The following is a 24,221-nucleotide window of genomic DNA, read 5'->3' on the forward strand; positions in this document are numbered from 1 at the left end:
CGACCGCCTGCCGCTCGCGTACAGGGGCGATCGCGACCCCCAGCGGTGGCCGCAGGAGGTAGCGCGGGGACGGAGTGCGGTGCTCCCGCCGGACGGCACTTGGCGTGTTCGCGTGCGTAGTGCGGCACGAACGTTGTCCGGGTCACGATGCCGCGTGCATCGGACACCTGGATGCGGTGGACCGACGACGCCACCCGGCCGCCGTCGCGTACCGCGTGGGAGGCGAGTTCGGCGATGCCCGCGCCACTGGTGCCGGGCGAGATGGCGCGTACTCAGTCGGCCGTCCGCAGCAGCAACTTGCCCGTCGATGTACGCCCGCCCATCAGCCGGTGTGCCTCGGCCGCGTCCGACAGCGCGAACTCCGCGGTGACCGGCAGGCTCACGGAACCGTCCGTGACCGTGCGGAAGGAACGCTCGGCCAGCGAGCGCAGCGCCTCGGGCGCCGACTGCGCGAGAGCCAGGATGGAGAAGCCCGCGACGGAACGGCCCTGCGGGTAGAGCTCCGGCTGCCCGACGTGCCACGGCTCGGCCCCGCTCGCGTTGCCGAAGGACACCAGGCGTCCGAAGACGGCCAGCGCGTCGAGGCCGCGGCGAAGGGTGTCGCCGCCGACCGGGTCGAGCACCAGGTCGACGCCCCTGCCGCCGGTGGCGCGGCGGACGTCGTCGGAGAAGGCGTCGGCGGTGAACACCTCGTCGTAACCGTGCTTGAGGGCGTGCTCGGCCTTGCCCAGGGAAGAGACCACCCCGTACACCGCACCGGCGCCCGCCGCCCGGGCCAGTTGCCCGGCCACCGTGCCGATGCCTCCTGCCGCGCCGTGCACCAGCACGCTCTCCCCGACGCGCAGTCGCCCGACCTCGTGGATCAGGGCCTGGGCAGTCGGCAGCACGGTGGGCAGCGCGGCCGCAGTCCGCAGGTCCAGGCCCTCGGGGAGCGGGAAGACGGTGGCGGTCTCGGCGACCACCACCTCCGCGTACGCGCCGCTGTTGACGAGCGCGACGACTTCCTGTCCCGGACGCAGCCCCTCCACCTCATGGCCGACGGCCCGGATGCGTCCGGAGACCTCCAGACCGGGGCGGAAGGGCAGCGAATCCACCCGATATCCCTCGGCGCGGGCCTTGAGATCCGCGAAGTTCACACCGACATAGGCAACGTCGATGGTTACCTGGCCTGCCGTCGGCTCGGGGGTGTGGGCCTCCACGACCCGCAGCACCTCGGGACCGCCGTACTCCTGGAACTCGACCGCGCGCATCAGCGCACCCGCCCTTCCGCCAGTGTTCAATGGAAAGCGAACACTGGCAATGTAAGATATTCATCGAACACTAGGCAAGTGGCCGGGGCATTCTGCGGGTGGGTGTGCCGTCGGTGAGGACGCGCATGGCGAGGAGAGGGGCATGTCGAACCAGGCTGCGGGTGGCAGTCACCGCGCGGCGCCGGTGCACACCGATCCCGAGGACGTTCCCGTCCTGACCGCGCTGTCCGCGGTCGCCGACCCAGTGCGTATCCAGCTCATCCGCGAGCTGGCGGGCTCGGCCGACTGGACGCGCAGTTGCGGCAGCTTCGACGTGCCGGTCGGCAAGGCCGCACTGAGTCACCACTTCTCGGTCCTGCGCGGCGCCGGCCTGGTCGAACAGCGTGACGAGGGTCCCAGGCGGGTCAACCGGCTGCGCCGCGAGGAGTTCGACGCGCGCTTCCCCGGGTTGCTGGACCTCCTGCTCCGTGCCGACGGCGCGGACTGATCACTGACTCGTACGCAGTCCACCGCGAGGGCACTTCACCCGCACCGGCATGCGGACCGATGAAAGGCAGAATGTCCGCATGACCCTCAACTGCGCTGTGCTGGACGACTACCAGGGCGCCGCCCTGACCCTGGCGGACTGGAACGCCCTCGCCGACAAGGTCGAGGTACGCACGCTCCGCGAACACCTCACCGACCGGGACAAGCTCGTGGCCGAGCTCGCCGACTGCGAGATCATTGTGGCCATGAGGGAGCGCACCCCCTTCGACGCGGACCTGTTGCGCCGCCTGCCCCGACTGCGTCTGCTGGTGACCACCGGTATGCGCAACGCCTCCATCGACCTCGCCGCCGCGGCGGCCCAGGGCGTGACCGTCTGCGGTACGGCGAGCAGTTCCACCCCGCCCGTCGAACTGACCTGGGCCCTCATCCTCGGCCTCGGCCGGCACATCACAGCCGAGAACCGGGCCCTGCGCGAGGGTGGCCCCTGGCAGTCCACCGTCGGCCAGGACCTCGCCGGCCGGACCCTGGGCCTGCTCGGACTCGGCAAGATCGGCACGCGGGTGGCCCGCGTCGCCACTGCCTTCGGCATGGAGGTCCTCGCCTGGAGCGAGAACCTCACCGCCGAGCGAGCAGCCGACGCCGGAGCCCAACTCGCTGTCAGCAAGGAGGCGTTGCTGCGACACAGCGATTTCGTGTCGATCCACCTCGTCCTCTCCGACCGCACCCGAGGACTGCTCGGTGAGCCGGAACTGCGCGCCATGCGCCCTCACGCCTACCTGGTCAACACCTCCCGCGCCGCCATCGCCGACCGAACGGCGCTCCTGCGCGCCCTGCGCGAGGGCTGGATCGCAGGGGCGGGGCTCGACGTCTTTGAGACCGAGCCGCTCCCTGCCGACGACCCCCTGCGCTCCCTGCCGAACGTGCTGGCCACTCCGCACCTCGGCTACGTCACGGAGCAGAACTACCGCACCTTCTACACGCAAGCGGTGGAAGACATCACGGCCTTTCTCGCCGATACCCCCATACGACTGCTGACGGCCGGCTGAGCACTCGCATCACCTTCCTGAGCGCAGCCACGCCACCGCGGTGTACAGGAACTCCACCTGACCGACGCCGGTCGCGAAGTCCTGACCTCCGCCGACCGCGTCATCGTCGTCATTGAGCGACGCCTCGCCGGGCCCCTTGGCTCCCACGACACCGCCCAGCTCACCACCCTGGCCGGCTTCCCCGCGGTGGTGTGAATGTCGATATCGCTCACTGGATGCTCGCCCGTCCGCGCTCTTCGCGCATCGGGGGTCAGGACGTTGTCGGTGCCCTGAGCAGCCGCGCAGGGCTTCGAGGGCCCGCTCGACGGCGCCGTTGTCGCGCTCCCCACGCAGGGCAGGCCCTCCGGCTCGGCGCCCCGGTGGGCCCCGGCCGACGGTCGCACCCTTGCCGAACTCGGCCGGGAAGTCGGAGCGAGCGATCGCGCCCTGTCCAGGCTGTACCGCAGCGACCTCGGCATGACGTTCCCGCAGTGGCGCACCCAGCTGCGCCTCCACCACGCACTGGTCCTGCTGGCCGAGAGGACACCGGTGACCGCGGTGGCGCACCAGTGCGGCTGGTCGTCCGCCAGCGCGTTCATCGACGTTTTCCGGCGCGCCCTCGGCCACACACCGGGCTCCCATCCAACGAGCTGACGAGGTGCGCGAGCCCTGTCTACGCGCGGGATGTCGATGCCGCCCGCATGCGAAGCGGCGTCCTCAATGCCCGGCGACGGAGACCGGGCTTCGCGCTGGCCCCGCTCATGGTCGCCACCGTCGTGGCCACCGGCGGGCTGCGCTGGACGCCGCTGCTGGTGCTGCCGGCACTCGCCGGCACCGCGTTGTGTCTGCCCGTGGTGCGCGCCATGGAAGAAAGGCGGACCGCCGGGACCGGTTCGACGGCGGCGGCCGGAAGCGACGACACAGCGTCCTTCGTGAAGCTGTCGTTGGCCGTGGTGTTCCGCTCGATCGTCCTCGTCGGACTGAGCACCTTCATCTCGCTGTACGCCGAGCAACGCATGGACGGCAGCACGGCCGCCGGCATCGCGGCCCTGTTCGTGCTCTACCTCGGCGGCGCGGTCGGGCTCGGCGGCGCTGTCGGGTCGGTGCTGGGCGGCATATTGGCAAACCGCTGGCACCGGGTAACGGTCTCCCGCTGGTCCTACCTCATCACGATCGCAGCGGTCACAGGCGTGGTGTTCGCGCCGGGCCCGGCCCTGTATGTGTTCGTGGCACTGACCTCGGCCGGCCTGTATGTCCCCTTCTCGCTTCAGGTCACGCTCGGTCAGGACTACCTGCCCTCGCGGGTCGGCACCGCCAGCGGGATCACCCTCGGCCTGACCGTCAGTGCCGGCGGTCTGGCGAGCCCCGCGATCGGCAGCCTCGCCGACGCGACGTCCCCGCAGACCGCCCTGGCACCTCTCATCCTGATGCCCGCACTGAACTGGCTGCTGTTCCGCGCCCTGCCCGAACCCGCCGCGCTGCGGCCGGAGACTGCGGCGCGTCCGACGGGAGACGACACCAACGCCGCACTCTCTTCCCGTCCCTGACCATCGCTGAGCGGGACACCAAGGGCGACCACGGGTGCTTGCCACAGCCCAACAGGAGCCGGTTACCGGGCGGTTCCGAAGTCCTGGGTCCAGTAGTTGTTGGGCTGTGCGAGTCCGACGCCGATCTCCTTGAACCCACAGTTGAGGATGTTGGCCTTGTGGCCGGGGCTGGACATCCAGCCCGCCATGACCTGCTCGGGAGTGGCGTAGCCGTAGGCGACGTTCTCGCCGTAGGCGCTCCAGTTGTAGCCGGCACGTGTGATCCGGTCGCCGGGGGAGGACCCGTCGGACCCGGTGTGCGACATGTTCTGGTGGGCCGCCATGTCCTCACTGTGTGCCTGTGCGGCCTTGGTCAGGGTCGCGTTCAGGGTCAGGGGCGAGCAACCTGCCTTGCTGCGCTCGGCGTTGACGAGTTCCACGACGCGAGCGGCGGCCCCGGACGCCGTGGCGGTGGCCTTCGGGGTGCTCGGCGAGGTGGGGGTCGCGGAGGCGGGGGCGGGGGCGGTGGCGGTGGCCTTCGGAGTGCTGGGAGACGCGGTGGTCCTGGGCGTCGGCGCGGTGGTCTGCGGTGCGGTGGTTTTCGGAGTGCTCGCAGAGGGGGTCGCGGTCTTTGGTGCTCCCCAAGTGGACTTGATGTGCTTGTCGCCGTTCCAGTCACGAGCCCGGTCGGCGTGGTTCCGCCAATCCTTGGCCGCGTTTTTCTTGGCGCTGTAGAAATGATGTTGTCCGTTGTCCTGCCAGTCCGCACAGGCCATGGCGACGGCCGGAACGCCCACGGCGCTCATGGTGACGGCAGCGATGACTATCCGCCGGTAGCGCTTCTTTTCGCGATGCTTCCCCATGCGTGACCTCACTCGGTAATCGGCGAGCGCCCCTGGTGCGACCGGCTCGGCGCACACTGCGCTTCTGAACTGCGAAGACGTCCTGCGGGTCGTCATTCTTAGGACGGCTCCACAGGGAATGCAAAGAGCCTTCGTACTACCTTGCTTCGTAGTTTTGAGCGGCCCTTGCCATGGGCGTGGAGGCGTGCTGGCCCGACTTCTGTCGTCTTTGCGGAATTCTGTCGTCCCGTCAGAAACCGCTGGTTTCCTTCGAGAACGGGTGAACGCGCCGAGCGGGGAGAGTGCCGTCAAGTCCGGCGTGAAATGCACCTATGCCAAGTCGGACAATTCCCGTATGTCACCAGAGCGGCATCTACTATTCGGCACGCTCAGTTCCCCGAGTTCGTGTGACGGATGTCACGGAACCAGGGTTCTTGTGTCCGGCAGTCCTCGACGGCGCATCGGCCTGACTTGTCGGCCGGGCGCGGCCCCCAAACTTGGGGCATTCGTTTTCTTGAACTGTTCGTGTTTGGGCGGGTAGCTTGGGCGCCATGACCGCATCCCGGACTCCGACCACCGCCGAGGAGCTGCGCGGTGCCGGCCTGCGGGTGACGGCCGCTCGCGTCGCGTTGCTCGAAACCGTCCGGGGCGGTGACCACCTCGGCGTCGAGGCGATCGCCTCCGGGGTGCGTGACCGCGTAGGCCATATATCCCTTCAGGCCGTGTATGAGGCCCTCCACGCGCTCACCGCGGCGGGCCTCGTACGCCGCATCGAGCCGGCCGGTAGCCCGGCCCGGTTCGAGGGACGCGTCGGGGACAACCACCACCACATCCTGTGCCGGTCGTGCGGTGCCGTCGCTGACGTCGACTGTGCGGTCGGTGAGGCCCCCTGCCTGACCGCGTCGGACGACCACGGCTACTCGATCGACGAGGCCGAGGTCATCTACTGGGGCCTGTGCCCCGACTGTTCCACCGCCCGTATTTCCTGAGCAGTGTGATCTCCCTAGATTTTCAGGAAGGAAATTTCCATGGCTGAGAACCCTGATGCCATCGTGACCGACGCGAAGGCGGAGGGCGAAGGTGGCTGCCCGGTCGCGCACGGACGCGCCCTGCACCCGACTCAGGGCGGCGGAAACCGCCAGTGGTGGCCCGAGCGGCTCAACCTGAAGATCCTTGCCAAGAACCCCGCCGTGGCCAACCCGCTCGGTGAGGAGTTCGACTACGCCGAGGCGTTCAAGAACCTCGACCTCGCGGCCGTGAAGCGGGACATCGCCGAGGTGCTGACCACCTCGCAGGACTGGTGGCCCGCCGACTTCGGCAACTACGGCCCGCTGATGATCCGTATGGCCTGGCACAGCGCGGGCACCTACCGCATCAGCGACGGCCGCGGCGGCGCCGGGGCCGGACAGCAGCGCTTCGCCCCGCTCAACAGCTGGCCCGACAACGGCAACCTCGACAAGGCGCGCCGCCTGCTGTGGCCGGTCAAGAAGAAGTACGGCCAGAGCATCTCCTGGGCCGACCTGATGATCCTCACGGGCAATGTCGCACTGGAGCAGATGGGCTTCAAGACCTTCGGCTTCGGCGGCGGCCGCGAGGATGTCTGGGAGGCCGAGGAGGACGTGTACTGGGGTCCCGAGACCACCTGGCTCGACGACCAGCGCTACACCGGCGACCGCGAGCTGGAGAACCCGCTCGGCGCGGTCCAGATGGGCCTCATCTACGTCAACCCGGAGGGCCCCAACGGCAACCCGGACCCGATCGCCGCGGCCCGTGACATCCGTGAGACGTTCCGCCGCATGGCGATGAACGACGAGGAGACGGTCGCCCTGATCGCGGGCGGTCACACCTTCGGCAAGACCCACGGCGCCGGCCCGGCCGACCACGTGGGCAACGACCCCGAGGCCGCCTCCATCGAGGAGCAGGGCCTGGGCTGGAAGAGCACCTTCGGCACGGGCGTGGGCAAGGACGCCATCACCAGTGGCCTGGAGGTCATCTGGACCGCGACCCCGACCCAGTGGAGCAACGGGTTCTTCAAGAACCTCTTCGAGTACGAGTACGAGCCCGACCAGAGCCCGGCCGGCGCCCACCAGTGGATCGCGAAGGACGCCCCGGAGATCGTCCCGGACGCCTTCGACCCGGAGAAGAAGCACCGCCCGCGGATGCTCACCACCGACCTGTCGCTGCGCTTCGACCCGATCTACGAGCCGATCTCCCGCCGGTTCTACGAGAACCCGGAGGAATTCGCGGACGCCTTCGCCCGTGCCTGGTACAAGCTGACCCACCGCGACATGGGTCCGAAGTCGCTGTACCTCGGCCCGGAGGTCCCGGCGGAGACGCTGCTGTGGCAGGACCCGCTGCCGGAGGCCGAGGGCGAGGCCATCGACGCGGCCGACGTCGCCGCGCTCAAGGCCAAGCTGCTCGACTCGGGTCTGAGCGTCTCCCAGCTGGTCTCGACCGCCTGGGCGTCCGCCTCCACCTTCCGCGGCAGCGACAAGCGCGGCGGCGCCAACGGCGCGCGCATCCGCCTGGAGCCGCAGCGCGGGTGGGAGGCCAACGACCCCGACCAGCTCGCGCAGGTCCTCCGCGTCCTCGAGGGCATCCAGCAGGAGTTCAACTCCGGCGCCAAGAAGGTGTCCCTGGCCGACCTGATCGTCCTCGGCGGCGCCGCGGCCGTGGAGAAGGCCGCCAAGGACGCCGGTTACGACGTCGAGGTGCCCTTCACCCCGGGCCGTGTCGACGCGACCGAGGAGCACACGGACGCCGAGTCCTTCGCCGCGCTCGAGCCGACCGCCGACGGTTTCCGCAACTACCTCGGCAAGGGCAACCGCCTGCCGGCCGAGTACCTGCTGCTCGACAAGGCGAACCTGCTCACCCTGAGCGCCCCCGAGCTGACGGTCCTCGTCGGTGGTCTCCGCGTCCTGGGCGCGAACCACCAGCAGTCGCAGCACGGCGTCTTCACCGAGACCCCCGGCGTGCTGACCAACGACTTCTTCGCCAACCTGCTCGACCTGGGCACGACGTGGTCGTCGGCGAACGGCGACGGGAACACCTTCGAGGGCCGTGACGCGGCCACCGGCGAGGTCAAGTGGACCGGCACCCGTGCCGACCTCGTCTTCGGCTCGAACTCCGAGCTGCGCGCGCTCGCCGAGGTCTACGCGAGCGACGACGCGAAGGAGAAGTTCGTGAAGGACTTCGTCGCGGCGTGGGTCAAGGTCTCGAACCTCGACCGGTTCGACCTCGTCTGAGTCCGGTCAGTGACGTCCGGGTCGGCCCGCGCGGGCCGACCCGGACGTCCTGCTTTCCGGATCGGCGCCGGCGACCTGCGCCCTCCGGCCTGCCCCGAGAAGACCCGACCCGCGGGGCGCGAGTGAGAAAATCCTGAGTGTGGCTGCCTAATGGAGGGGTGAGCTGGAGGGAAGCGGTGGATCTGGACGCTGTCGCAGACGAGCTGTACGGCCTGCCGCCGAGCGAGTTCATCGCCACCCGGGACGAGCGTGCCAAGGCCGCCCGCGCCGCCGGGGACCAGGAGCTGGCCGACCGTATCCGGCGTCTGCGCCGCCCCACCCTGGCGGCGTGGGCCGGCAATCTGCTGGTGCGCGAGCGGCCGGAGGAGGCCAGGCGTCTCCTCCGGCTCGGGGAGGCGTTGCGCCAGGCACACCGGGATCTGGACGGCGAGCAGCTGCGGGAGCTGTCCGCGCAGCAACGACACGTGACCTTCACTCTGGCCCGGGAGGCCGGCACGCTGACCGCGCAGGCCGGGCAGCGCATCAGTGAAGACGCACAACGCGAGGTCCAAGAGACCCTCCATGCGGTCCTGGGCGACCCGGAGGCGGCCGGGGAGTGGGCCCAGGGGCGTTTGACCAAGCCGCTGAGCGCTCCGGTCGGCTTCCCCGCCCTCACCCGGGCGCCCGCGGCGCCTTCGGCTGCTCGCCGCGGCCCGAAGCCCGCCGGCCGGGTGGCCGACCTGGATGCCGCGCGCACCCGCCGCCGGGAGCAGCGGGAGCGGCTTGAGCAGGCCCGGCAGCGAGCCGCGGAAGCCGAGCGGGAGCTGCATGACCGCGAGGAGGAACTGGCAGCCGCGCAGGAGGAGCAGCGCCGCGTGAAGGCGCGGCAGCAGCAGGCGGAGCAGCGTGTCGCCGACCTGTCCCGGCAGCTGAAGGAAGCCGAGAGCGAGCAGCGCCAGGCCCGGGACGCCGCCCGGCACACCCACGAGCACACGAGGGACACCGAGGGTGCCGTGCGCGAAGCCCGGCGCCGGGCCAAGGATGCCGCCACACACGCCCGGCAGCTCGCCGAGCAGACGCGCCGCGAGTCGTGAGCGAGAAGGACAGGGATCGGAGTCGGCTCGTGCGCTTGCCTAAGAGGGCAGGTTCAGCTGCCAGGAGACACCGAATCGGTCGTTCACCCAGCCGAATTTGGTACTGAAGCCGTAGGACCCCAGCGGCATCAGTTCCGCGCCGTGTTCGGCGAGGGCCGCGTAGAGGCGGTCGATCTCGGCTTCGTCCTCGCACTGCACATAGAGCGAGACGGCCGGAGTGAAACCGAAGTCGTGCTTCGTCGCACTGTCGATGCACATGAAGCGCTGGCCGGCGAGCGAGAACGTGGCGTGCTGCACGGTGCCCTCCTCGCCCGGTGCGTCGGCGCCGTAGCGGCTGACGTCGATGATCCCGGCGTCGTCGAAAAGCGAGGTGTAGAAGGTCATGGCTTCCTCGGCCTTCCCCTCGAACATCAAGAACGTCGTGATCTTCTGCGGTGTCGCGGTTGCCATCCTGGTCGCTCCTCGGAGTTTTGTCGGCTGTGCCAAGGCTGTACGACTTATGGAGAAATCGCACAGGAGGCGCCAAAGGCAGACATCTCATGAGCAGCTCTACCAGCAAGCTCGATTACGGGAGCACAGGGCTCGACCGTACGGGTCAGGCCGCCGGCTGGCGGATGCGGGCTTCGAGGCCGTCGGCGTGGACCTGTCGGGCGGGATGGTCGCGCCGGCCCCCGAGCACGTGCCGGGCGCGGTGTTCGAGCAGCGGCTGCCCGGGCCGTCATGCCGCCGATCAGGGGCCCTGGTCGGCGGCATCACGCGTGGTGCCCTTACCGCAGGTCCCGGCTTCAGACCGCCGGGGCCGGGTAGGTCGGGTACTCCACGCCCGAGACGTGCTGGACGACGCGGATGACCTGGCAGGAGTAGCCGAACTCGTTGTCGTACCAGAGGTAGAGGATCGCGTTGTCCCCGTCGACCTTGGTGGCGCCGGCGTCGACGATCGAGGCGTGGCGCGAGCCGATGAAGTCGCTGGAGACCGCGTCGGGGGCCGTGGTGAAGTCGATCTGGCGCTTGAGCGGGGACGTCAGCGAGACGTTGCGGAGGTAGTCGAGGACCTCCTCGCGGGTGGTCTCACGGCCGAGCCGCAGGCTGAGGATCGCGATCGAGACGTCCGGCACCGGGACCCGGATCGAACTGCCGGTGATCGGCGCCTTGAGGTCCGGCAGCGCCTTGGCGACGGCGGAGGCGGCGCCGGTCTCGGTGATGACCATGTTGAGCGGCGCCGAGCGGCCGCGACGGTCGGCCTTGTGGTAATTGTCCAGCAGGTTCTGGTCGTTGGTGAACGAGTGGACGGTCTCCACGTGGCCGCGCAGCACACCGTACTCGTCGGCCATCGCCTTCAGCGGCGGGACGATCGCGTTGGTGGTGCAGGACGCGCAGGACAGGATCTGCTCGTCCGGCTTGATCATGTCGTGGTTGACACCGTGCACGATGTTCGGGACGTCGCCCTTGCCGGGCGCGGTCAGGACGACCTTGTCGATGCCCGGGCGCAGGTGCTGCGAGAGGCCCTCGCGGTCGCGCCACTTCCCGGTGTTGTCGATGAGGATGGCGTTCTTGATGCCGTACGCCGTGTAGTCGACCTCCGACGGGTCACCGGCGTAGATCACCTTGATCTCGTTGCCGTTGGCGACGATCGTGCTGTTCGCCTCGTCGACGGTGATCGTGCCCTGGAACTGGCCGTGGATGGAGTCGCGGCGCAGCAGCGAGGCCCGCTTGACCAGGTCCTGCTCGCCGCCCCCGCGGACGACGATGGCGCGCAGCCGCAGGCCGTTGCCCGAGCCGGACTTCTCGATGAGCAGGCGGGCCACGAGGCGGCCGATGCGGCCGAAGCCGTAGAGCACGACGTCGCGCCCCTCGCCGCGCTCGATCTTGTTGGCGCCCGTGGCGCCGGCGACGGCCTCGGCGGTGAACGCGTCCACCTTGAGACCACGGTCGTCGGCCTTGTACGTCGCGGCGAGCATGCCGATGTCGATCTGGGAGGGGCCGAGGTCGAGCGCGGTGAGAGCCCGCAGGAACGGCAGGGTGTCGGTGACCGAGAGTTCCTCCCCGGCGATCTGCCGGGCGAATCGGTGGGTCTTGAGGATGCTGACCACCGACTTGTTCACCAAGGAGCGGCTGTGCAGCAGGACCGTGACGTCCCGCTCCCGGTGCAGCTTCCCGATGATCGGGATCATCGACTCCGCGATCTCCTCGCGGTTCTTCCAGTTGGTGAACGAGTCCTCGTTGACAGTCACAGATCCATCTTTCGAGCTAGGTGGCGCTCATATGCTAACCCCCTGCCTGGATCACGCCCGTCCCGGTACCTCCTCCTCACGAGGACCGCGACGGGTTGTCCCACCAGTCCCCACGTACGCCGGCGAACTGCCCTAGGGTGTCGTCGCGTGACCACCGAACCCGTGCCCACGCCAGAGACCACCTTCCCTTCCTCCACAGGTCGCACCTCGCTCGTGGCTCTGGGCTCGATCGTGTTCGTGGCGCTGGGCGTCTGGCTGCTGATCGAACACGCCACGTTGAAGGCCACACTCGGGGGCGCGGCCGCCGTGCTGTTCTTCGGCTTGTGCGCCTGCCTGACGATCGGTCGCCTCCTGCGGCGGCGGCCCGAACTGGTGCTCACCGCCGAGGGCCTGACCCATGTGATGCTCGGATCGATCCGCTGGCCGGAGATCGCCGCGGTCGGGATCCGGGAGATCAAGGTCCGTACCGGCTCCCAGCGAGTGATCGAGCTGGTGCTCCACGACCCGGCCGCCTACCTGGCACGGGCACCCCGAATGGCTCGCATCGCCGGCAAGGCCAACCTGCGCCTGGGCTACAGCCCCGCCACCATCTCCGCGATCACGCTCCCGGTGGACTTGGACGGGGTGGTGGCGGCCATGCGGCGCCACCACCCCGGGCTGACGATCAGACGGTAGGCGCGCACCCTGATCGTTCCCGGCGGCACCACATATGCCGGGAGCCCGTCGGAGAGCGGCATCAGTCAGGGTAGGCGACGCTCGTCCTGTGGCGACTTGGCTGTCCGGCGGTCGGAGGGTGTGCGCGGGGAATGCGACCGCTGTGGTCGGTCGAGGTCGAGGAGTCCCCTGCGGACGGCCTCGGACACGGCTGCCGCCCTGTTCTCGACCTTCAGCTTCCGGTAGATCCGCACCAGGTGTGTCTTGACGGTCGCCTCGCTGAGGAAGAGGGACTGCGCGATGGCGCGGTTGCTGTGGCCTTGTGCCATCAGTTGCACGACCTCTATCTCCCGCCCGGTCAGATCGTGCTCCGGACGGACCACTTGGCCGACGAGTTCGGCGACGACCTCGGGGGCAAGGGCCATGCTGCCGGTGGCCGCGCCGCGAACCGCCCGGAAGAGTTCCTCGGGAGGTCCCGCCTTCAGTACGTAGCCGCGTGCGCCCGACTCCAGCGCGCGTACGACATCGGTACGACCGGAGTAGCTGGTCAGCATCAGCACGGGTATGTCCGGCGCCTCGGCGGCGAGTCTGCGGGCCGCCTCGACTCCGTCGATCCCCGCCCCCGGGCCGGCGAACCGCAGGTCCATCAGCACGACATCGGGCGTCAGCCGGACGGCGAGCCGCACGGCTTCCTCGCCGCTCCCCGCCTCCGCGATCACGGCGAGATCCGGTTCGCCGTCCAGCAGGGCCCGCAGCCCGGCCCGTACCACGGCGTGGTCGTCCGCGATCAGCAGGCGGACCGGCGGGGCGGTCATCCGGCGGTCGCCGAGCTCATGGGCGCGAGCGGGCGGGACGCCGGACGTGCGGGCACCACGGCCCGGACCCGGGTGCCGCGGCCCGGTGCGCTGGTGACCCGCAGATCACCACCGCATTCGCGCAGGCGAGCCCGGGCGGCGGGGAGACCGAAGCCGCGGCTCGGCCGGGTCGCCGCCCGGGCCTCGGCGGGGTCGAATCCGACGCCGTCGTCGCGCACTTCGAGTTCGACCCGGTCTGCCTGGTGGTGGAGGGTGACCAGCACGTTCACCGCGTGCGCGTGCTCGCGCACGTTCGCCAGCGTGCTCTGCGCGACGCGGAAGAGGGTGGCGGCGGCCTGCTCGTCCATCACCGGGCGACCGTCTCCCACGGAGCGGAAGCGCACCTGCGCCGCGGTCCCGTCCTTCCCGGTCTGGGCGCACAACAGGCGCAGCGAGCCCTCGAGCCCGGCCTCGGCGACGGCGGACGGGGTCAGGCCCTCGATGATCCGGCGGGTCTCGGCGAGATTGGCGTCCAGACCGTCGGCGACCGCACGGATGCGGGTGCGGGCCACGTGGGGCCGCTGTTCCCAGTCCCGCTCGGCCGCTTGGAGCAGCATCAGGCTGCCGGCGAGTTCCTGGGCCAGGGTGTCGTGCAGGTCCCGGGCGATCCGCGTGCGCTCCGCCAGCATGCCTGCCAGGCGCTGCTGCTCCGCCAGGACGTCGCGCGTACTGCGCAACTGCTCCACCAGGCGCTGGCGTTCGGTGGCGTCCCGCTGCTGCGCGCGGTAGAGGGCCACGGTGCCCCAGACGGCCGCCACGGGAACGAGCGCCATCTCCGGGTCGAACCGGCCGGTGGTCCGGATCAGCTGCCCGCCCAGGACCACGGTGATCGCGGCCACCGCGACGGCGGCCCAACGCCGGCCGAGGGCACGCAGCGCGGCACAGGCCAGCGGTACGCCGCACCAGGCGTACGCGGTGGTCAGCGGTGCCGGAGCGAGGAGCACGAGGACGCACCAGAGGAGGAGCAGCACCAGGACCCAGGCGTGACGGCCGATCCGACCGAGGCGGTGCCACAGCGCCATCCCGGCCGCGTACACCACAGCCAGCAGCCCGCTGACGGCGACCATGTCCCAGCACAGCGGACTGCGCAGATGGACGAGCCGCACGACGGCGGCACCCACGACAAGGAAGAAGACGAGGTGCGGGACGCGTTCGAGGGCGAACCGGGTGCCGCGGACCGTCGGTGGTGTGTGGGCGGCAGCGCGGTCGGGCACGGCAGATCCCCCTCGACGGACTGATCCACTCGGACAGGGCGTCCGAGTCTATCCGCGGTCTGTATGACCCATGTGAAGAGCGGGGCCGCCGGCCGGGAGGGGGAGTGGGGCCGGCAGCCCCTTCGGCGGCTACGCGCCCGGGTGCAGGCCGAGCCGGCCGGGCGTGGGGTCGCCCTTCACCTCGCCGAAGTACAGGGCGAAGGTCTGCTTCCAGCGCTCCACCGCCGCGCGGTCGGCCATGAAACGGGGAAACCCGTCGACGTGAGCGTCGGGGTACTCCCAGATGGGCTTCAGGCCCGCCGGAGGAGTGACGTCGGTGCGCACGGACCAGCCGTTGAAGGACGCCTGCTGCTGGGAGAGTGACAGCTGCCAGTTGAGGTAGAGCTTGGCCGCGGTGGGGTTGGCGGCCTGCTTGAGGATCGCGGCGCGCTGGCCCCAGGCCATGAACGGGTGGCCGTCGGGAAGGACCCACTTCACGGGTGTCGACGTGAGAGGTGAGCCCGAACCGCCGACGCCGATCGCCTTCTGCCCGCCGCGGACCGCTTCGCCGGGGGAGTTGCTGCCCCGCGCGAACCGCACGTCCTGGGCGGCGAGAGCGGCCACCCAGTCCCAGCCGTACCGCTGGGCGTACAGCGAGTAGAGGTAGAGGACCGCGTCGTCGTCGTGCGGGTACGACGAGGCGATCTTCCCCTTCCACTTCGGGTCGACCAGATCGAGCGGGCTGTGCGGCGCGTCCGAACCGACCGCCGCGACGCCGTACATGAAGCTGAAGGCGATCGCCGCGATGGCGACCCAGGCGCCCTGCGGGTCCTTGAAGCCGTCGTGGACCTGAGAGAACCCGGCTGGCTTGTAGCGCAGCAGCCGGCCCTGCTCCTTCCAGCGCGTGAAGTCCTGGAGAGTCTGCAACTGTACGACGTCGGGGACGAGGGTGCCGGTCGCGAACTGGTTGTCCACGCGGACGTCGTGGTACTTGCTGTAGTCGACGATGAGCGTCAGGTCGATGTCGGGGAAGCGCTTCAGGAAGGCCGCCTTGGTGCCGTCCTGCTGGGTCGGGGTGTCGCCGCCGGCGTAGATGACGAGCTTGCCGCCTTCCGCGAGGGCGGCCTCGTACAGCTCGTCGAGCGTCCTGGTCTCCTCGGCCCCGGCGGTGCTGCGGGACGTGGCGGGGGAGGCGGCTGCCGGGGTCGCGTTCGCACCGAGCGCGCCGAGACCGAAGGCGGCACCGGCGCCGGTGGCGAGAACACGTCGTCTGCTGAGGAAGCTGGACACGCTGCGGAGACCTCTCTGATGGGGGTGACGTACATGGGCCCCGGCGCCATGGGCGGTGTCCATTCTGGTTGCGCCGGCAACTCCTCGCGTCAGCCCGACGGAGCGAGGCAGGTGCTCGAGTTGTAAGCGGCGTTCAACCGAACGGTTGAACGCCTATCCGCCCTGGGGGCTCGTCCGGCGCCGGTAGACCAGGTAGGGGCGGGCGAGGTAGCCGATGGGGGCGCTCCAGACGTGGACGAGGCGGGTGAAGGGCCAGGCCGCGAAGAGGAGGCAGGCGGTGAGGGCGTGGAGTCGGAAGAGCAGGGGGCGTCGGAGATCGCCCCGGGGTGGGGCCGGAGGGTGAAGACGCCGCGGAACCAGACGGAGATGGTCTCGCGGTAGCCGTAGCTGGGGCCGAACACGTTGTGGGCGGTGGTGGCGCTGATGCCGAGGAGCACGGTGGCCGCCAGGAGCGGGAAGAGCACCTTGTCGCTGCGGTCGGTGCCGAGCCGGATCGTCCGCGTCAGCAGTCGGCGGTCGGCGAGGGCGACAGCGCCTCGACGGTGGCGGTCAACACCGCTTTGGCGGCGGTGAGTTCGGTGTCCGGGTACTGGAGCAGCAGCGAGCACATCCGCAGCAGCAGAGTGCGGGCCTCGGCCTCTTGCCTTGAGCACGCCTCGTCACCGTCCTCGCCGAGCGTGCGTTCGCGCATGTACGAGCGCAGCGCCGTGAGTTTCATGAGCTCCGGCGACCACCTCGCAGTCCCCGGCGGTGGACAGTTCCGCCAGGTACTCCAGCGGTATGTGCAGCCGGGTGACGGCGGCGAAGACGTGGTCGGGTCGTCCTGGTCGCCGCCCGCCGCGTCCACGGCCGCTCCACGGCGCATACGGCTCGTACGGAATCGGCCTGGTCCTTCTCGGACTTGCCGCAACCGCCGCTCTGGCCTTCACCACCACCGGAGTGCGCCACGCCGTCTCGCGCGGCGTGGTCACCGTGCGGCCGCACTGAACCAGCCGTACCCGAAGCCGGTCACTGGGGCTCGGCGTCCGTCTCAGCCCCAGTGTGAGTCCGCGCGTCAACCCTCAGCGGGTCACCCTCGCCGGGGCCGTGCCGAGTGCCGTGTCCTTTCCGCAGCTGACGGACCGGGAACGACGGAGGCCGTGGCCCTGGCCAGGGACGCGGGACTCGGCCTGGGGCCGGTGTGAGGACCATCACGTCAATGAAGTGGGGCGCCCGACGTCATGACGGCCGGGTGGAGGCCGTGATCGTCCATGCGGTGCCGCATTCCACTGGCCGTCACCGACAGCCAGTCGCGCAACGTCAGTCCGTCCTCTCCGCGCCAGGCCGCATGGGCTACCGACTCGATCACATCGCACATCCAGCACGGTCGTACGGGCATGAAGGCGTTCGACGGAGGGGTTTCCGTGCTTCCCGGCGCGCATGGATCGTAGGACATGGCTGATGATTTCCCTGGTGAGCGGGGAGAAATGCGCAGTGCGGTGGTTTTTTGCCACGCCCTTGACGCCTCATTTCCGGCCACCTAGCCTCCACCGAACACGTCTGGACAGGTAGGTCGACGATGGCGGACGCCCTGGATTCCCCCGACAACAGATCCGCGGGCCGGCAGCTCCAGCTGGAGGTGCACGGGCTCGACGTGATCGGCGACGCCGAGCGCAAGGGCACTCCGCGGACGTTGTTCTGGCCCTGGTTCGGGGCGAACGTCTCCATCCTCGGACTGAGCTACGGCGCCTTCGCCCTGGGTTTCGGGATCTCCTTCTGGCAGGCGCTGGTCGCCGGAGTGATCGGGATCGTCTTCTCCTTCCTGCTCTGCGGTTTCATCGCGGTCGCGGGCAAGCGCGGCTCCGCACCCACGATGGTGCTCAGCCGCGCCGCGTACGGCGTGCGCGGCAACAGACTCCCGTCGGTGATCTCCTGGGTCCTCACCGTCGGCTGGGAGACCGTCCTGACCGCACTCGCCACCATGGCCACCGCGACCGTCTTCGGACGGCTCGGCTGGGGCGGCGGCACCGAGACCAAGGTGGTGGCCCTGGTGCTGGTCGGCGCGCTGACCGTGGTCGGCGGCGTCATGGGCTTCGACCTGATCATGCGGCTGCAGACCGTGATCACCGCGGTCACGGGCGTGCTCACCGTCGTCTACATCGCGCTCGTCGCCGACCACATCCACTGGGACACGGTCCGCGCCGTTCCGGCAGGCTCGGCCCAGGAGTTCATCGGCGCGCTGGTCTTCATGATGACCGGCTTCGGCCTCGGCTGGGTCAATGCCGCCGCGGACTACTCCCGCTATCTGCCGCGGGGTTCGTCCGGCCGGGGCGTGATCGGCTGGACCACCTTCGGCGCGTCGGTGGCGCCCCTGCTCCTGCTGGTCTTCGGACTGCTGCTCGCCGGCTCGTCGAGCACGCTCGACAAGGCCGTCGCCGCCGATCCGATCGGCGCGCTGACGACGATCCTGCCGACCTGGTTCCTGGTCCCGTTCGCCGTGGTCGCGGTCCTGGGCCTGGTCGGCGGGGCCGTGCTGGACATCTACTCCTCCGGTCTCGCCCTGCTGTCCGCGGGGCTGCGCGTGCCCCGGTATCTGGCCGCGCTCGTCGACGGTGTCCTGATGATCGCGGGCTCGGTCTACATCGTCTTCTTCGCCGACGATTTCCTCGGCCAGTTCATGGGCTTCCTGACGACGCTCGGGGTTCCCATCGCGGCCTGGTGCGGCATCATGCTCGCCGACCTGGCCCTGCGCCGCCGCGACTACGACGAGGGCGACCTCTACCGCCCGCACGGCCGGTACGGCGACATACCGCTCACGCCCCTGCTCCTCACCCTCGCCGCCACGGCGATCGGCTGGGGCCTGGTCACGAACACCGCCGCGAGCTGGCTGGAGTGGCAGGGGTATCTCCTCGGTCCGTTCGGCCTCGGCGGCAAGTCGGGCGCCTGGGCGTACGCCAACCTCGGCGTCCTGGGCGCTCTGGCGGTGGGTTTCCTGGGCACCCTGGCCCTGGGCCGCGGGCGCGTACGCGGGCAGGAGCGGGAGGTCACGAGCCCGACGGCGAACGAGGGGGTGCCGATCGCTTGATCGCCACCACCGACCTGCTCGCCGTCATCGACATGCAACGCGTCTTCGCCGAACCCGACAGTCCCTGGGCCGCCCCTCGTTTCGAGGAAGCCGCGGCAGGTGTACGACGACTGCTGCCGGCCTTCGGCGAACGCGTCACCTTCACCCGCTTCCTGGCACCGCGGAAACCCGTCGGCGCCTGGCGGGCGTACTACGAGCAGTGGTCCTTCGCGCTGCGGCCGCCGGACGCCCCGCTGTGGCGGCTGACCGATCACTTCGCGGACCGGGCACGGCACGTGCTGGACGCCACCACGTTCGGCAAGTGGACACCCGAGCTGGCCGAGCGCGTGGGACCGGACGGCCGCCTGGTCCTGACGGGAGTCAGCACCGACTGCTGCGTGCTGTCCACGGCCCTCGCCGCCGCGGACGCCGGAGTGGAGGTCCTGGTGGTCGCCGACGCCTGCGCGGGCGCCGACGACGCCGCGCACGACAGGGCGCTGGCCGTGCTGGACCTCTACCGCCCGCTGATCCGCGTGGTCACCGTGGCCGAACTGCTCGGGGAGCCCCGGGCGCCTGTGGCACCGGGCGGGTGACTGTTCCCGGCCACGCGGCGGACCGGCCGGGCCGAGGACATCCCGCTGATCCGCTGATCCGCTGACGGCAGGCATGGCCCGGCCCCCGGTGGGTACGCGACGGGAACCCGTCCGGAGCTTGTGGTTCCGGGCTGCCCCGCCGGCTACTACCTGGGGATATGCCATGAACACACCCAAGAACATCCACCACCCGACCGCGGCCCAGGCGGCACTCGACACCCTCGCGGTGGACGCCGGGGACTCGTCGGCGCTGGACACACTGGCCGGGAGCGACGTGCTGGTCCCCGTGCCGGACGACGTCAGCGAGGAGGAAGCCACCAGCCCCGACACGGTGGCGCTGCCCGTCCTGGAACAGCCGGACGGCGAGCAGACCGTGCCCGTGTTCACCTCGGAGAACGAGATGGCCGACCTGTTGCCGTTCATCTCGCGCTACCGGCTCGTGCCGCTCGGCGCGCTCGCCTCCCAGTGGCCCACCGGTGACCTCACGCTCACCATCGACGCGGCCTCGCCGCACGGCCTGACACTCAACTCCGAGGGCGTCCGCACGCTGCTGGCCCGTCCGCAGGGGTGACGCGGGAAAGGAGCCGGGTCGAGGCCGCCTTCGACGTCGTACGGGAGCTGTCGCGCCGAGGCGGACTGGAGCGCGGTCCACAATGACCGCATGAAATGGATCTCCGGCGTGTTCGGCGCAGTGCTCCTCGGCGCCGTCCTCGCCAGCATCCTGCGCACCCTGGTGGTACCGCGCGGCCTCTACTCCGGGCTGGTGTACCGGCTGTGGTGGACGCTGCGCCGCGTGCTGCGGCTGGCCGCCTTCCGCGGTGGCTACCAGGCCATCGACCGGGCGCAGACCTGGCTCGGCTCGCTGATCCTGATGGGCATGCTCGCGACCTGGCTCGGCGGGGCGTTCGTGGGGTACGGGCTGCTGCTGCACGCCCTGTCCTCGCTGAGCTGGGGCAACTCGTTCCGCGAGGCGGGATCCAGCCTGTTCACGCTCGGTTTCGCCAGCGGGCAGCGGCCGCGCCTGTCCGCGGTCGACTTCCTTGCGGCGACCACCGGGCCCGTCGTCATCGCTTTGCAGATCGCTTACCTGCCCACCCTGTACGCCGCGTACAGCCGCCGCGAACTGGAGGTGACCCTGCTCCAGTCCCGGGCCGGCGAACCTGCCTGGGGGCCGGAGATCCTGGCCCGCCAGTGGCTCGTCGACACCGAGACCGCGCTGCCCGAGCTCTACCGCGCCTGGGAGCGGCTGGCCGCGGACATCGGCGAGAGCCATTCCACCTACCCGGTGCTGACCGCGTTCCGCTCGCCGGGCCCCTACCGGAACTGGCTGGTCGGGCTGCTCGCCGTCATGGACGCCGCCGCCATGCAGCTCGCGCTCGCGCCGCGGGCCGCCCCGCCGGAGGCTCGGCTGGTGATCCGGGCCGGCTTCACCGCCCTGCGTGATATCGCCCGCTCGCAGCGCTTCTCGGTCGACACGGACCCGGCCCCGGACAGTCCGATCCAGCTCACCTTCCCGGAGTTCGACTCGGCCGTGGCGATGGTGGTGGCGGCGGGATTCCCGGCCCAGCGGACGGCGCGCGAGGCCTGGCCGCACTTCCACGGCTGGCGGGTCAACTACGAGGCGGCCGCGTACGAGCTGTGCCGCCGCTCCGACGCCGTACCCGCCCTGTGGAGCGGCCCGCGCGACTTCGTCGCCACCCCGATCCCGCCACGGCGCCCGATGGACCGGCGACCCGGAGGGAGCCGACCGGAACCGCCCGCGCAGGCGGGGTAGCCCGGCCGATCCTCGGCCAAGCGCCCGACGCGGAGGAGGGCGGCTCCGGGGCCGCCCGCCGCGTGCGGCCGCCGGTGCGGCTTCTCGCACGTGGACCTGCGTGTGGGGCCAGTACGCCGCTGGCCGCGACCGACATCAAGCGCCCGTGCCGCACCAAGGGAGCCCAACTCCGCAGGCGCAGTGGCGGCGGCGAGGGGGCGGTCGGCGGCCGAGACGATCATGGATCGTACGGTCGTCCAGCCCGGCGATTGGGCGATTGGGCGATTCGGCGATCGCGGTCACGTCTGCGTCGCGTCGGGCGCGACGCAGACAACCGTGGTGAGCCGCCAGTCAGTGGTGGCGCCACGACTCGACGCAGCCGGGCTGCGAGGTGGGCAGCCCGGTGCCGATGTCTAGTGCCCCAACAGGCAACGTTCGCCCCGTCGCGACGCCCGGCACGCTCCCCCAAGCTCTTCGAGCAGGGGGACCCCCACTCGCCGCACCGGCCGAAAGCCCAAGTACATCCAGTACGAGGGCTTCCGTCCGGCACTCCCCCAAGCTCTACGAGCAGGGGGTACCCCCAGAGCACGCACCGGACGCCGCTCCTTGACGGGCAAACGTTGCCTGCCGGGGCACTAGGAGCTGTCCGGCCGATCATGTGACTGTCGCCTGGTCGGATCGTTGTCCCGTGCATGGGGCGGGGTGGACGCGGTGATCTGTCGGACGCGGAGTGGGAACGGCTGCGGCCGTTCCTGCCCGTCAGCAATGGTCGGTGCGGGCGGTGGCGCGACCACCGGCAGGTGATCGACGGGATTTTGCACCGGGTGCGCACCGGGGTGCACTGGCGTGATCTGCCGGAGCGGTTCGGGCCGTGGAAAACGGTCTACGAGCGCCATCGGCTCTGGTCTGCGGACGGCACCTGGGAATGGCTGCTGCAGCAGGTCCAGGCTGAGGCCGATGCGGTGGGCGCGATTGACTGGGATGTCTCGGTGGATTCCACCATCGTGCGCGCGCACCAGCACGCGGCCGGCGCCCGCACCGGCCCGCCGCCGGCTTTTGCCGCCCCAAAGGGGGGCGAGGCGCTGGAACACCAGGACGAAACTCCGTGGCAAAGCCTCATCGACCGGCTGGTGGAGGTGGTGCGGGAGGCGAGGGCCTGGGGCGTTCGCGCGGTGGCTTCACCAGCAAGATCCACCTAAGCGCGGACGGCCGCTGCCGCCCGTTGTCTCTGATCGTCACACCGGGGCAGCGAGCCGACTGCACCCAGTTCGTGCAGGTGCTGGAGAAGATCCGGGTCCCCCGGTCCGGGTCGGGCAGGCCACGCAAGAAGCCGGACAGCGTCGCAGCAGACAAGGGCTACAGCAATGGCCCCTGCCGTCAATACCTGCGGCGGCGCGGCATCCGGCACACGATCCCGGAGAAGGCCGACAGTCGCGCCTCCCGCCTGCGCAAAGGATCACGAGGCGGACGTCCGCCTGGGTTCGACCAGAAGCGGTACAAGAAGCGCAACACCGTCGAACGGGCCGTCAACAGGCTCAAGAACTTCCGTGCGGTGGCTACGCGGTATGACAAGCGCGGCTACGTGTTCCTCGGCACTGTCTCAGCTGCAGCTGTCATCGTGTGGCTCCGCTCATGACCGGCCACTCGTGTTCAAGTCGAGTGCGGAGGCCTGGCCGACCGCGGCAAACAGGATGAGTGGCAGTTCCTTGTCGGCCTGGCCGACCGCCAGCGCGAGCCAACGACCGCTGTCGGGGAGCGGCCACACCTGCATGCTTACGGCCTGTTGGCTGAGGTAATCGAGCGGCTCGGACACCGGCACTCCCTCGCAACCGGCACTCAAATACGGCCCGAGGTCCACGACGAACGCATTGCCCCACCGAGTCGTCAGGCGTGCTGCCAGGTCGTCGAGGCAGGCCTGCAGGTCAGCTTCGGCCTCAACCCAGGCCTGCCCGTCGTCGTCATCCCAGAAGTCCCGACTGACCTGCAGTTCGCGCACATGATGCTCTGGTCCACCGCCCCCGCAGGCGTCGACATAGGTCACCTCCGGGAACGGCTGCACAACCAACGCGTCAATCGTCGCGAGGTACTCATCGGTGGTCATGGACGCAGGTTATGGGACCGCGCAGACAACTACCGCCGACCGTGCGCACCGACCCATGATCGGCCGGACAGCTCCTAGGTGCCGACCCTTCGGCGGGCAGGCGAGCGCGGTCGGCGAGGCGGCGGTCGGTGACGTGTCCTGCACGAGCCGCCCTGCCGTGGGCGCGGGCTTCAGCCGTTCAAGGTACGGGCCAGGACCTCGCGTTGCAGCGGCTGCACCTCGGAATGCAGCTCGCGGCCCTTCTCGGTCAGGGCGACCCACACCCCGCGCCGGTCCTCCTCGCATACCGAGCGCAGCACCAGGCCGTCCTTCTCCAGCCGGCCGATCAGCCGGGACAGGGCGCTCTGGCTCAGATGGACGCGTCCCGCGATGTTCTGCACCCGGCACTGGTCACCGCGCGCGGGCGCCTCGGTGGCGAGGATGTCGAGCACCTCGAAGTCACTGGCGCCGAGCCCGTACGGGTGCAGCACACGGTCGATCTCGCACATGGTGCGGGCGTGCACCGACAGGATGTCCCGCCACTGTTCCTCGAGCCGGGGACCGGCCGATTTCGCTGCCATATCCGCACGGTAACAGACAACGCGCGTTTATTTACCATGCAACTAGTGCGTGTGCAAGGAAGTGGTGCCCGGAGACCTACGCGGGCTGATCCTGGAGGAGTCCCACGAGGTTCCCGTCCGCGTCCTTCACCGAGGCGATCAGCCTTCCGCCGCCGACGTCCTGGACGTCCTGGAGCAGCTCGGCCCCTGCCTCCAGCAGGGCCGCGAGGCGCGCCCTGATGTCGGACACGTGCCAGTACGGCACCGGACCGGTCATCCCCTTGGCGTGCCCGTTGGGGTCGAGGCCGACGTCCTGCCCCGCGTCCTTGAACCCGACGTAGTACGGCTCGTCCGCGTACGGCTCCACTTCCAGCAGCGCGCTGAACAGGGACTTCGCCTGGGCGAGATCCTTGACGGGGTAGATGATCGTCTTGAGGCCGGCGGTCATGGCGTACTCCTCCGCGATAGGTGGGCCGACGTCGTTCGTCGGTGGTTTCACGCTAAGGCGGGGGAGCGCGCGACG

General features: G+C 70.1%; 24 protein-coding genes and 3 pseudogenes. 13 read left to right on the top strand and 14 right to left on the bottom strand.

Annotated features, from left to right (window positions below; all coding sequences use genetic code 11):
- Window positions 1-272: 272 nt before the first annotated feature.
- On the bottom strand, window positions 273-1,250 hold the full coding sequence (locus Q2K21_RS16820; protein ID WP_310771566.1) for a quinone oxidoreductase family protein: 978 nt from the start codon (window positions 1,248-1,250) through the stop codon (window positions 273-275).
- A gap of 142 nt (window positions 1,251-1,392) precedes the next feature.
- Here Q2K21_RS16820 and Q2K21_RS16825 point away from each other — a divergent pair, with 142 nt between their 5' ends.
- Together Q2K21_RS16825 and Q2K21_RS16830 are read left to right on the top strand one after the other, a co-directional pair.
- Window positions 1,393-1,737 (top strand): ArsR/SmtB family transcription factor, encoded by a 345-nt coding sequence (locus Q2K21_RS16825; protein WP_310771568.1) that lies wholly within the window; start codon window positions 1,393-1,395, stop codon window positions 1,735-1,737.
- Window positions 1,738-1,816: 79 nt separating this feature from the next.
- On the top strand, window positions 1,817-2,782 hold the full coding sequence (locus Q2K21_RS16830; protein ID WP_310771570.1) for a D-2-hydroxyacid dehydrogenase family protein: 966 nt from the start codon (window positions 1,817-1,819) through the stop codon (window positions 2,780-2,782).
- Between the two features lie 9 nt (window positions 2,783-2,791).
- Here the strand turns inward: Q2K21_RS16830 and Q2K21_RS16835 are convergent, their stop codons facing one another.
- Window positions 2,792-2,929 (bottom strand): hypothetical protein, encoded by a 138-nt coding sequence (locus Q2K21_RS16835; protein WP_310771572.1) that lies wholly within the window; start codon window positions 2,927-2,929, stop codon window positions 2,792-2,794.
- Between the two features lie 219 nt (window positions 2,930-3,148).
- Between Q2K21_RS16835 and Q2K21_RS16840 the strand changes: the two are divergent.
- Window positions 3,149-3,415: pseudogene (locus tag Q2K21_RS16840) on the top strand (helix-turn-helix transcriptional regulator); the annotation flags it as partial.
- Between the two features lie 86 nt (window positions 3,416-3,501).
- A pseudogene (locus Q2K21_RS16845) lies at window positions 3,502-4,308 on the top strand (MFS transporter); the annotation flags it as partial.
- A gap of 62 nt (window positions 4,309-4,370) precedes the next feature.
- Here Q2K21_RS16845 and Q2K21_RS16850 read toward each other — a convergent pair.
- Window positions 4,371-5,150 carry a CAP domain-containing protein gene (locus tag Q2K21_RS16850; RefSeq protein ID WP_310771574.1) on the bottom strand — a complete coding sequence of 260 codons (780 nt, stop codon included), beginning with the start codon at window positions 5,148-5,150 and terminating at the stop codon, window positions 4,371-4,373.
- Between the two features lie 530 nt (window positions 5,151-5,680).
- On the opposite strand from Q2K21_RS16850, the gene Q2K21_RS16855 reads away from it, so the two are divergent.
- The 3 genes from Q2K21_RS16855 (at window position 5,681) to Q2K21_RS16865 (ending at window position 9,447) form a co-directional block, all read left to right on the top strand.
- Window positions 5,681-6,118 (top strand): Fur family transcriptional regulator, encoded by a 438-nt coding sequence (locus tag Q2K21_RS16855; RefSeq protein WP_310771576.1) that lies wholly within the window; start codon window positions 5,681-5,683, stop codon window positions 6,116-6,118.
- A 39-nt stretch (window positions 6,119-6,157) separates the two neighbouring features.
- Window positions 6,158-8,374 carry a catalase/peroxidase HPI gene (gene katG, locus Q2K21_RS16860; RefSeq protein ID WP_310771578.1) on the top strand — a complete coding sequence of 739 codons (2,217 nt, stop codon included), beginning with the start codon at window positions 6,158-6,160 and terminating at the stop codon, window positions 8,372-8,374.
- 176 nt (window positions 8,375-8,550) lie between these two features.
- Complete coding sequence (locus tag Q2K21_RS16865) at window positions 8,551-9,447, top strand: hypothetical protein (RefSeq protein ID WP_310771580.1); 897 nt, start codon at window positions 8,551-8,553, stop codon at window positions 9,445-9,447.
- A gap of 39 nt (window positions 9,448-9,486) precedes the next feature.
- Here Q2K21_RS16865 and Q2K21_RS16870 read toward each other — a convergent pair whose 3' ends face one another.
- Together Q2K21_RS16870 and Q2K21_RS16875 are read right to left on the bottom strand one after the other, a co-directional pair.
- Entirely contained in the window at window positions 9,487-9,897 is a 411-nt protein-coding gene (locus Q2K21_RS16870; protein ID WP_310771582.1) for a VOC family protein, read from the bottom strand.
- A 335-nt stretch (window positions 9,898-10,232) separates the two neighbouring features.
- Complete coding sequence (locus Q2K21_RS16875; RefSeq protein ID WP_310771584.1) at window positions 10,233-11,678, bottom strand: glyceraldehyde-3-phosphate dehydrogenase; 1,446 nt, start codon at window positions 11,676-11,678, stop codon at window positions 10,233-10,235.
- 147 nt (window positions 11,679-11,825) lie between these two features.
- Here Q2K21_RS16875 and Q2K21_RS16880 point away from each other — a divergent pair, with 147 nt between their 5' ends.
- Complete coding sequence (locus tag Q2K21_RS16880) at window positions 11,826-12,353, top strand: STM3941 family protein (protein ID WP_310771586.1); 528 nt, start codon at window positions 11,826-11,828, stop codon at window positions 12,351-12,353.
- A gap of 65 nt (window positions 12,354-12,418) precedes the next feature.
- Here Q2K21_RS16880 and Q2K21_RS16885 read toward each other — a convergent pair whose 3' ends face one another.
- The 6 genes and pseudogenes from Q2K21_RS16885 to Q2K21_RS35795 all read right to left on the bottom strand — a co-directional run bounded on the left by Q2K21_RS16885 (window position 12,419) and on the right by Q2K21_RS35795 (window position 16,640).
- The gene (locus tag Q2K21_RS16885) at window positions 12,419-13,147 is read right to left on the bottom strand and encodes a response regulator transcription factor (protein ID WP_310771588.1); all 729 of its coding nucleotides are present in this window, start codon (window positions 13,145-13,147) and stop codon (window positions 12,419-12,421) included.
- Window positions 13,144-14,400, bottom strand: a complete 1,257-nt coding sequence (locus tag Q2K21_RS16890; RefSeq protein WP_310771590.1) for a sensor histidine kinase — start codon at window positions 14,398-14,400, stop codon at window positions 13,144-13,146. Before Q2K21_RS16890 ends, Q2K21_RS16885 begins: the two co-directional genes overlap by 4 nt.
- A gap of 129 nt (window positions 14,401-14,529) precedes the next feature.
- The gene (locus Q2K21_RS16895) at window positions 14,530-15,669 is read right to left on the bottom strand and encodes an ABC transporter substrate-binding protein (RefSeq protein WP_310771592.1); all 1,140 of its coding nucleotides are present in this window, start codon (window positions 15,667-15,669) and stop codon (window positions 14,530-14,532) included.
- Window positions 15,670-15,822: 153 nt separating this feature from the next.
- Window positions 15,823-16,193, bottom strand: a pseudogene (locus Q2K21_RS16900) (respiratory nitrate reductase subunit gamma); the annotation flags it as partial.
- Window positions 16,172-16,387 carry a hypothetical protein gene (locus Q2K21_RS35790; protein WP_386275860.1) on the bottom strand — a complete coding sequence of 72 codons (216 nt, stop codon included), beginning with the start codon at window positions 16,385-16,387 and terminating at the stop codon, window positions 16,172-16,174. The gene Q2K21_RS35790 and the pseudogene Q2K21_RS16900, both read right to left, overlap by 22 nt.
- The gene (locus tag Q2K21_RS35795) at window positions 16,329-16,640 is read right to left on the bottom strand and encodes a hypothetical protein (RefSeq protein ID WP_386275578.1); all 312 of its coding nucleotides are present in this window, start codon (window positions 16,638-16,640) and stop codon (window positions 16,329-16,331) included. The genes Q2K21_RS35790 and Q2K21_RS35795 overlap by 59 nt, the downstream gene beginning before the upstream one ends.
- Before the next feature lie 587 nt (window positions 16,641-17,227).
- Here Q2K21_RS35795 and Q2K21_RS16910 point away from each other — a divergent pair.
- The 5 genes from Q2K21_RS16910 (at window position 17,228) to Q2K21_RS16930 (ending at window position 22,694) form a co-directional block, all read left to right on the top strand.
- Window positions 17,228-18,733 carry a purine-cytosine permease family protein gene (locus Q2K21_RS16910; RefSeq protein ID WP_310771594.1) on the top strand — a complete coding sequence of 502 codons (1,506 nt, stop codon included), beginning with the start codon at window positions 17,228-17,230 and terminating at the stop codon, window positions 18,731-18,733.
- Window positions 18,730-19,305 (top strand): cysteine hydrolase family protein, encoded by a 576-nt coding sequence (locus Q2K21_RS16915; RefSeq protein ID WP_310771596.1) that lies wholly within the window; start codon window positions 18,730-18,732, stop codon window positions 19,303-19,305. Before Q2K21_RS16910 ends, Q2K21_RS16915 begins: the two co-directional genes overlap by 4 nt.
- A gap of 163 nt (window positions 19,306-19,468) precedes the next feature.
- The gene (locus Q2K21_RS16920; protein WP_310771598.1) at window positions 19,469-19,876 is read left to right on the top strand and encodes an SseB family protein; all 408 of its coding nucleotides are present in this window, start codon (window positions 19,469-19,471) and stop codon (window positions 19,874-19,876) included.
- A 90-nt stretch (window positions 19,877-19,966) separates the two neighbouring features.
- A complete protein-coding gene (locus Q2K21_RS16925) occupies window positions 19,967-21,079 on the top strand; it encodes a hypothetical protein (RefSeq protein ID WP_310771599.1) in 1,113 nt (370 codons plus the stop codon).
- 671 nt (window positions 21,080-21,750) lie between these two features.
- A protein-coding gene (locus tag Q2K21_RS16930; protein WP_386275582.1) for an IS5 family transposase occupies window positions 21,751-22,694 on the top strand; the annotation gives its coding sequence in 2 pieces (ribosomal slippage) (window positions 21,751-22,147 and window positions 22,147-22,694; 945 coding nt in all).
- Here Q2K21_RS16930 and Q2K21_RS16935 read toward each other — a convergent pair.
- The 3 genes from Q2K21_RS16935 to Q2K21_RS16945 form a co-directional block, all read right to left on the bottom strand.
- Window positions 22,689-23,159 (bottom strand): hypothetical protein, encoded by a 471-nt coding sequence (locus tag Q2K21_RS16935; protein ID WP_310771601.1) that lies wholly within the window; start codon window positions 23,157-23,159, stop codon window positions 22,689-22,691. The genes Q2K21_RS16930 and Q2K21_RS16935 overlap by 6 nt on opposite strands.
- Before the next feature lie 170 nt (window positions 23,160-23,329).
- The gene (locus Q2K21_RS16940) at window positions 23,330-23,719 is read right to left on the bottom strand and encodes a MarR family winged helix-turn-helix transcriptional regulator (protein ID WP_310771602.1); all 390 of its coding nucleotides are present in this window, start codon (window positions 23,717-23,719) and stop codon (window positions 23,330-23,332) included.
- A gap of 76 nt (window positions 23,720-23,795) precedes the next feature.
- A complete protein-coding gene (locus Q2K21_RS16945) occupies window positions 23,796-24,146 on the bottom strand; it encodes a VOC family protein (protein ID WP_310771604.1) in 351 nt (116 codons plus the stop codon).
- Window positions 24,147-24,221 lie beyond the last annotated feature (75 nt).

This window comes from Streptomyces sp. CGMCC 4.7035 (assembly GCF_031583065.1).
Taxonomy (GTDB): domain Bacteria; phylum Actinomycetota; class Actinomycetes; order Streptomycetales; family Streptomycetaceae; genus Streptomyces; species Streptomyces yaanensis.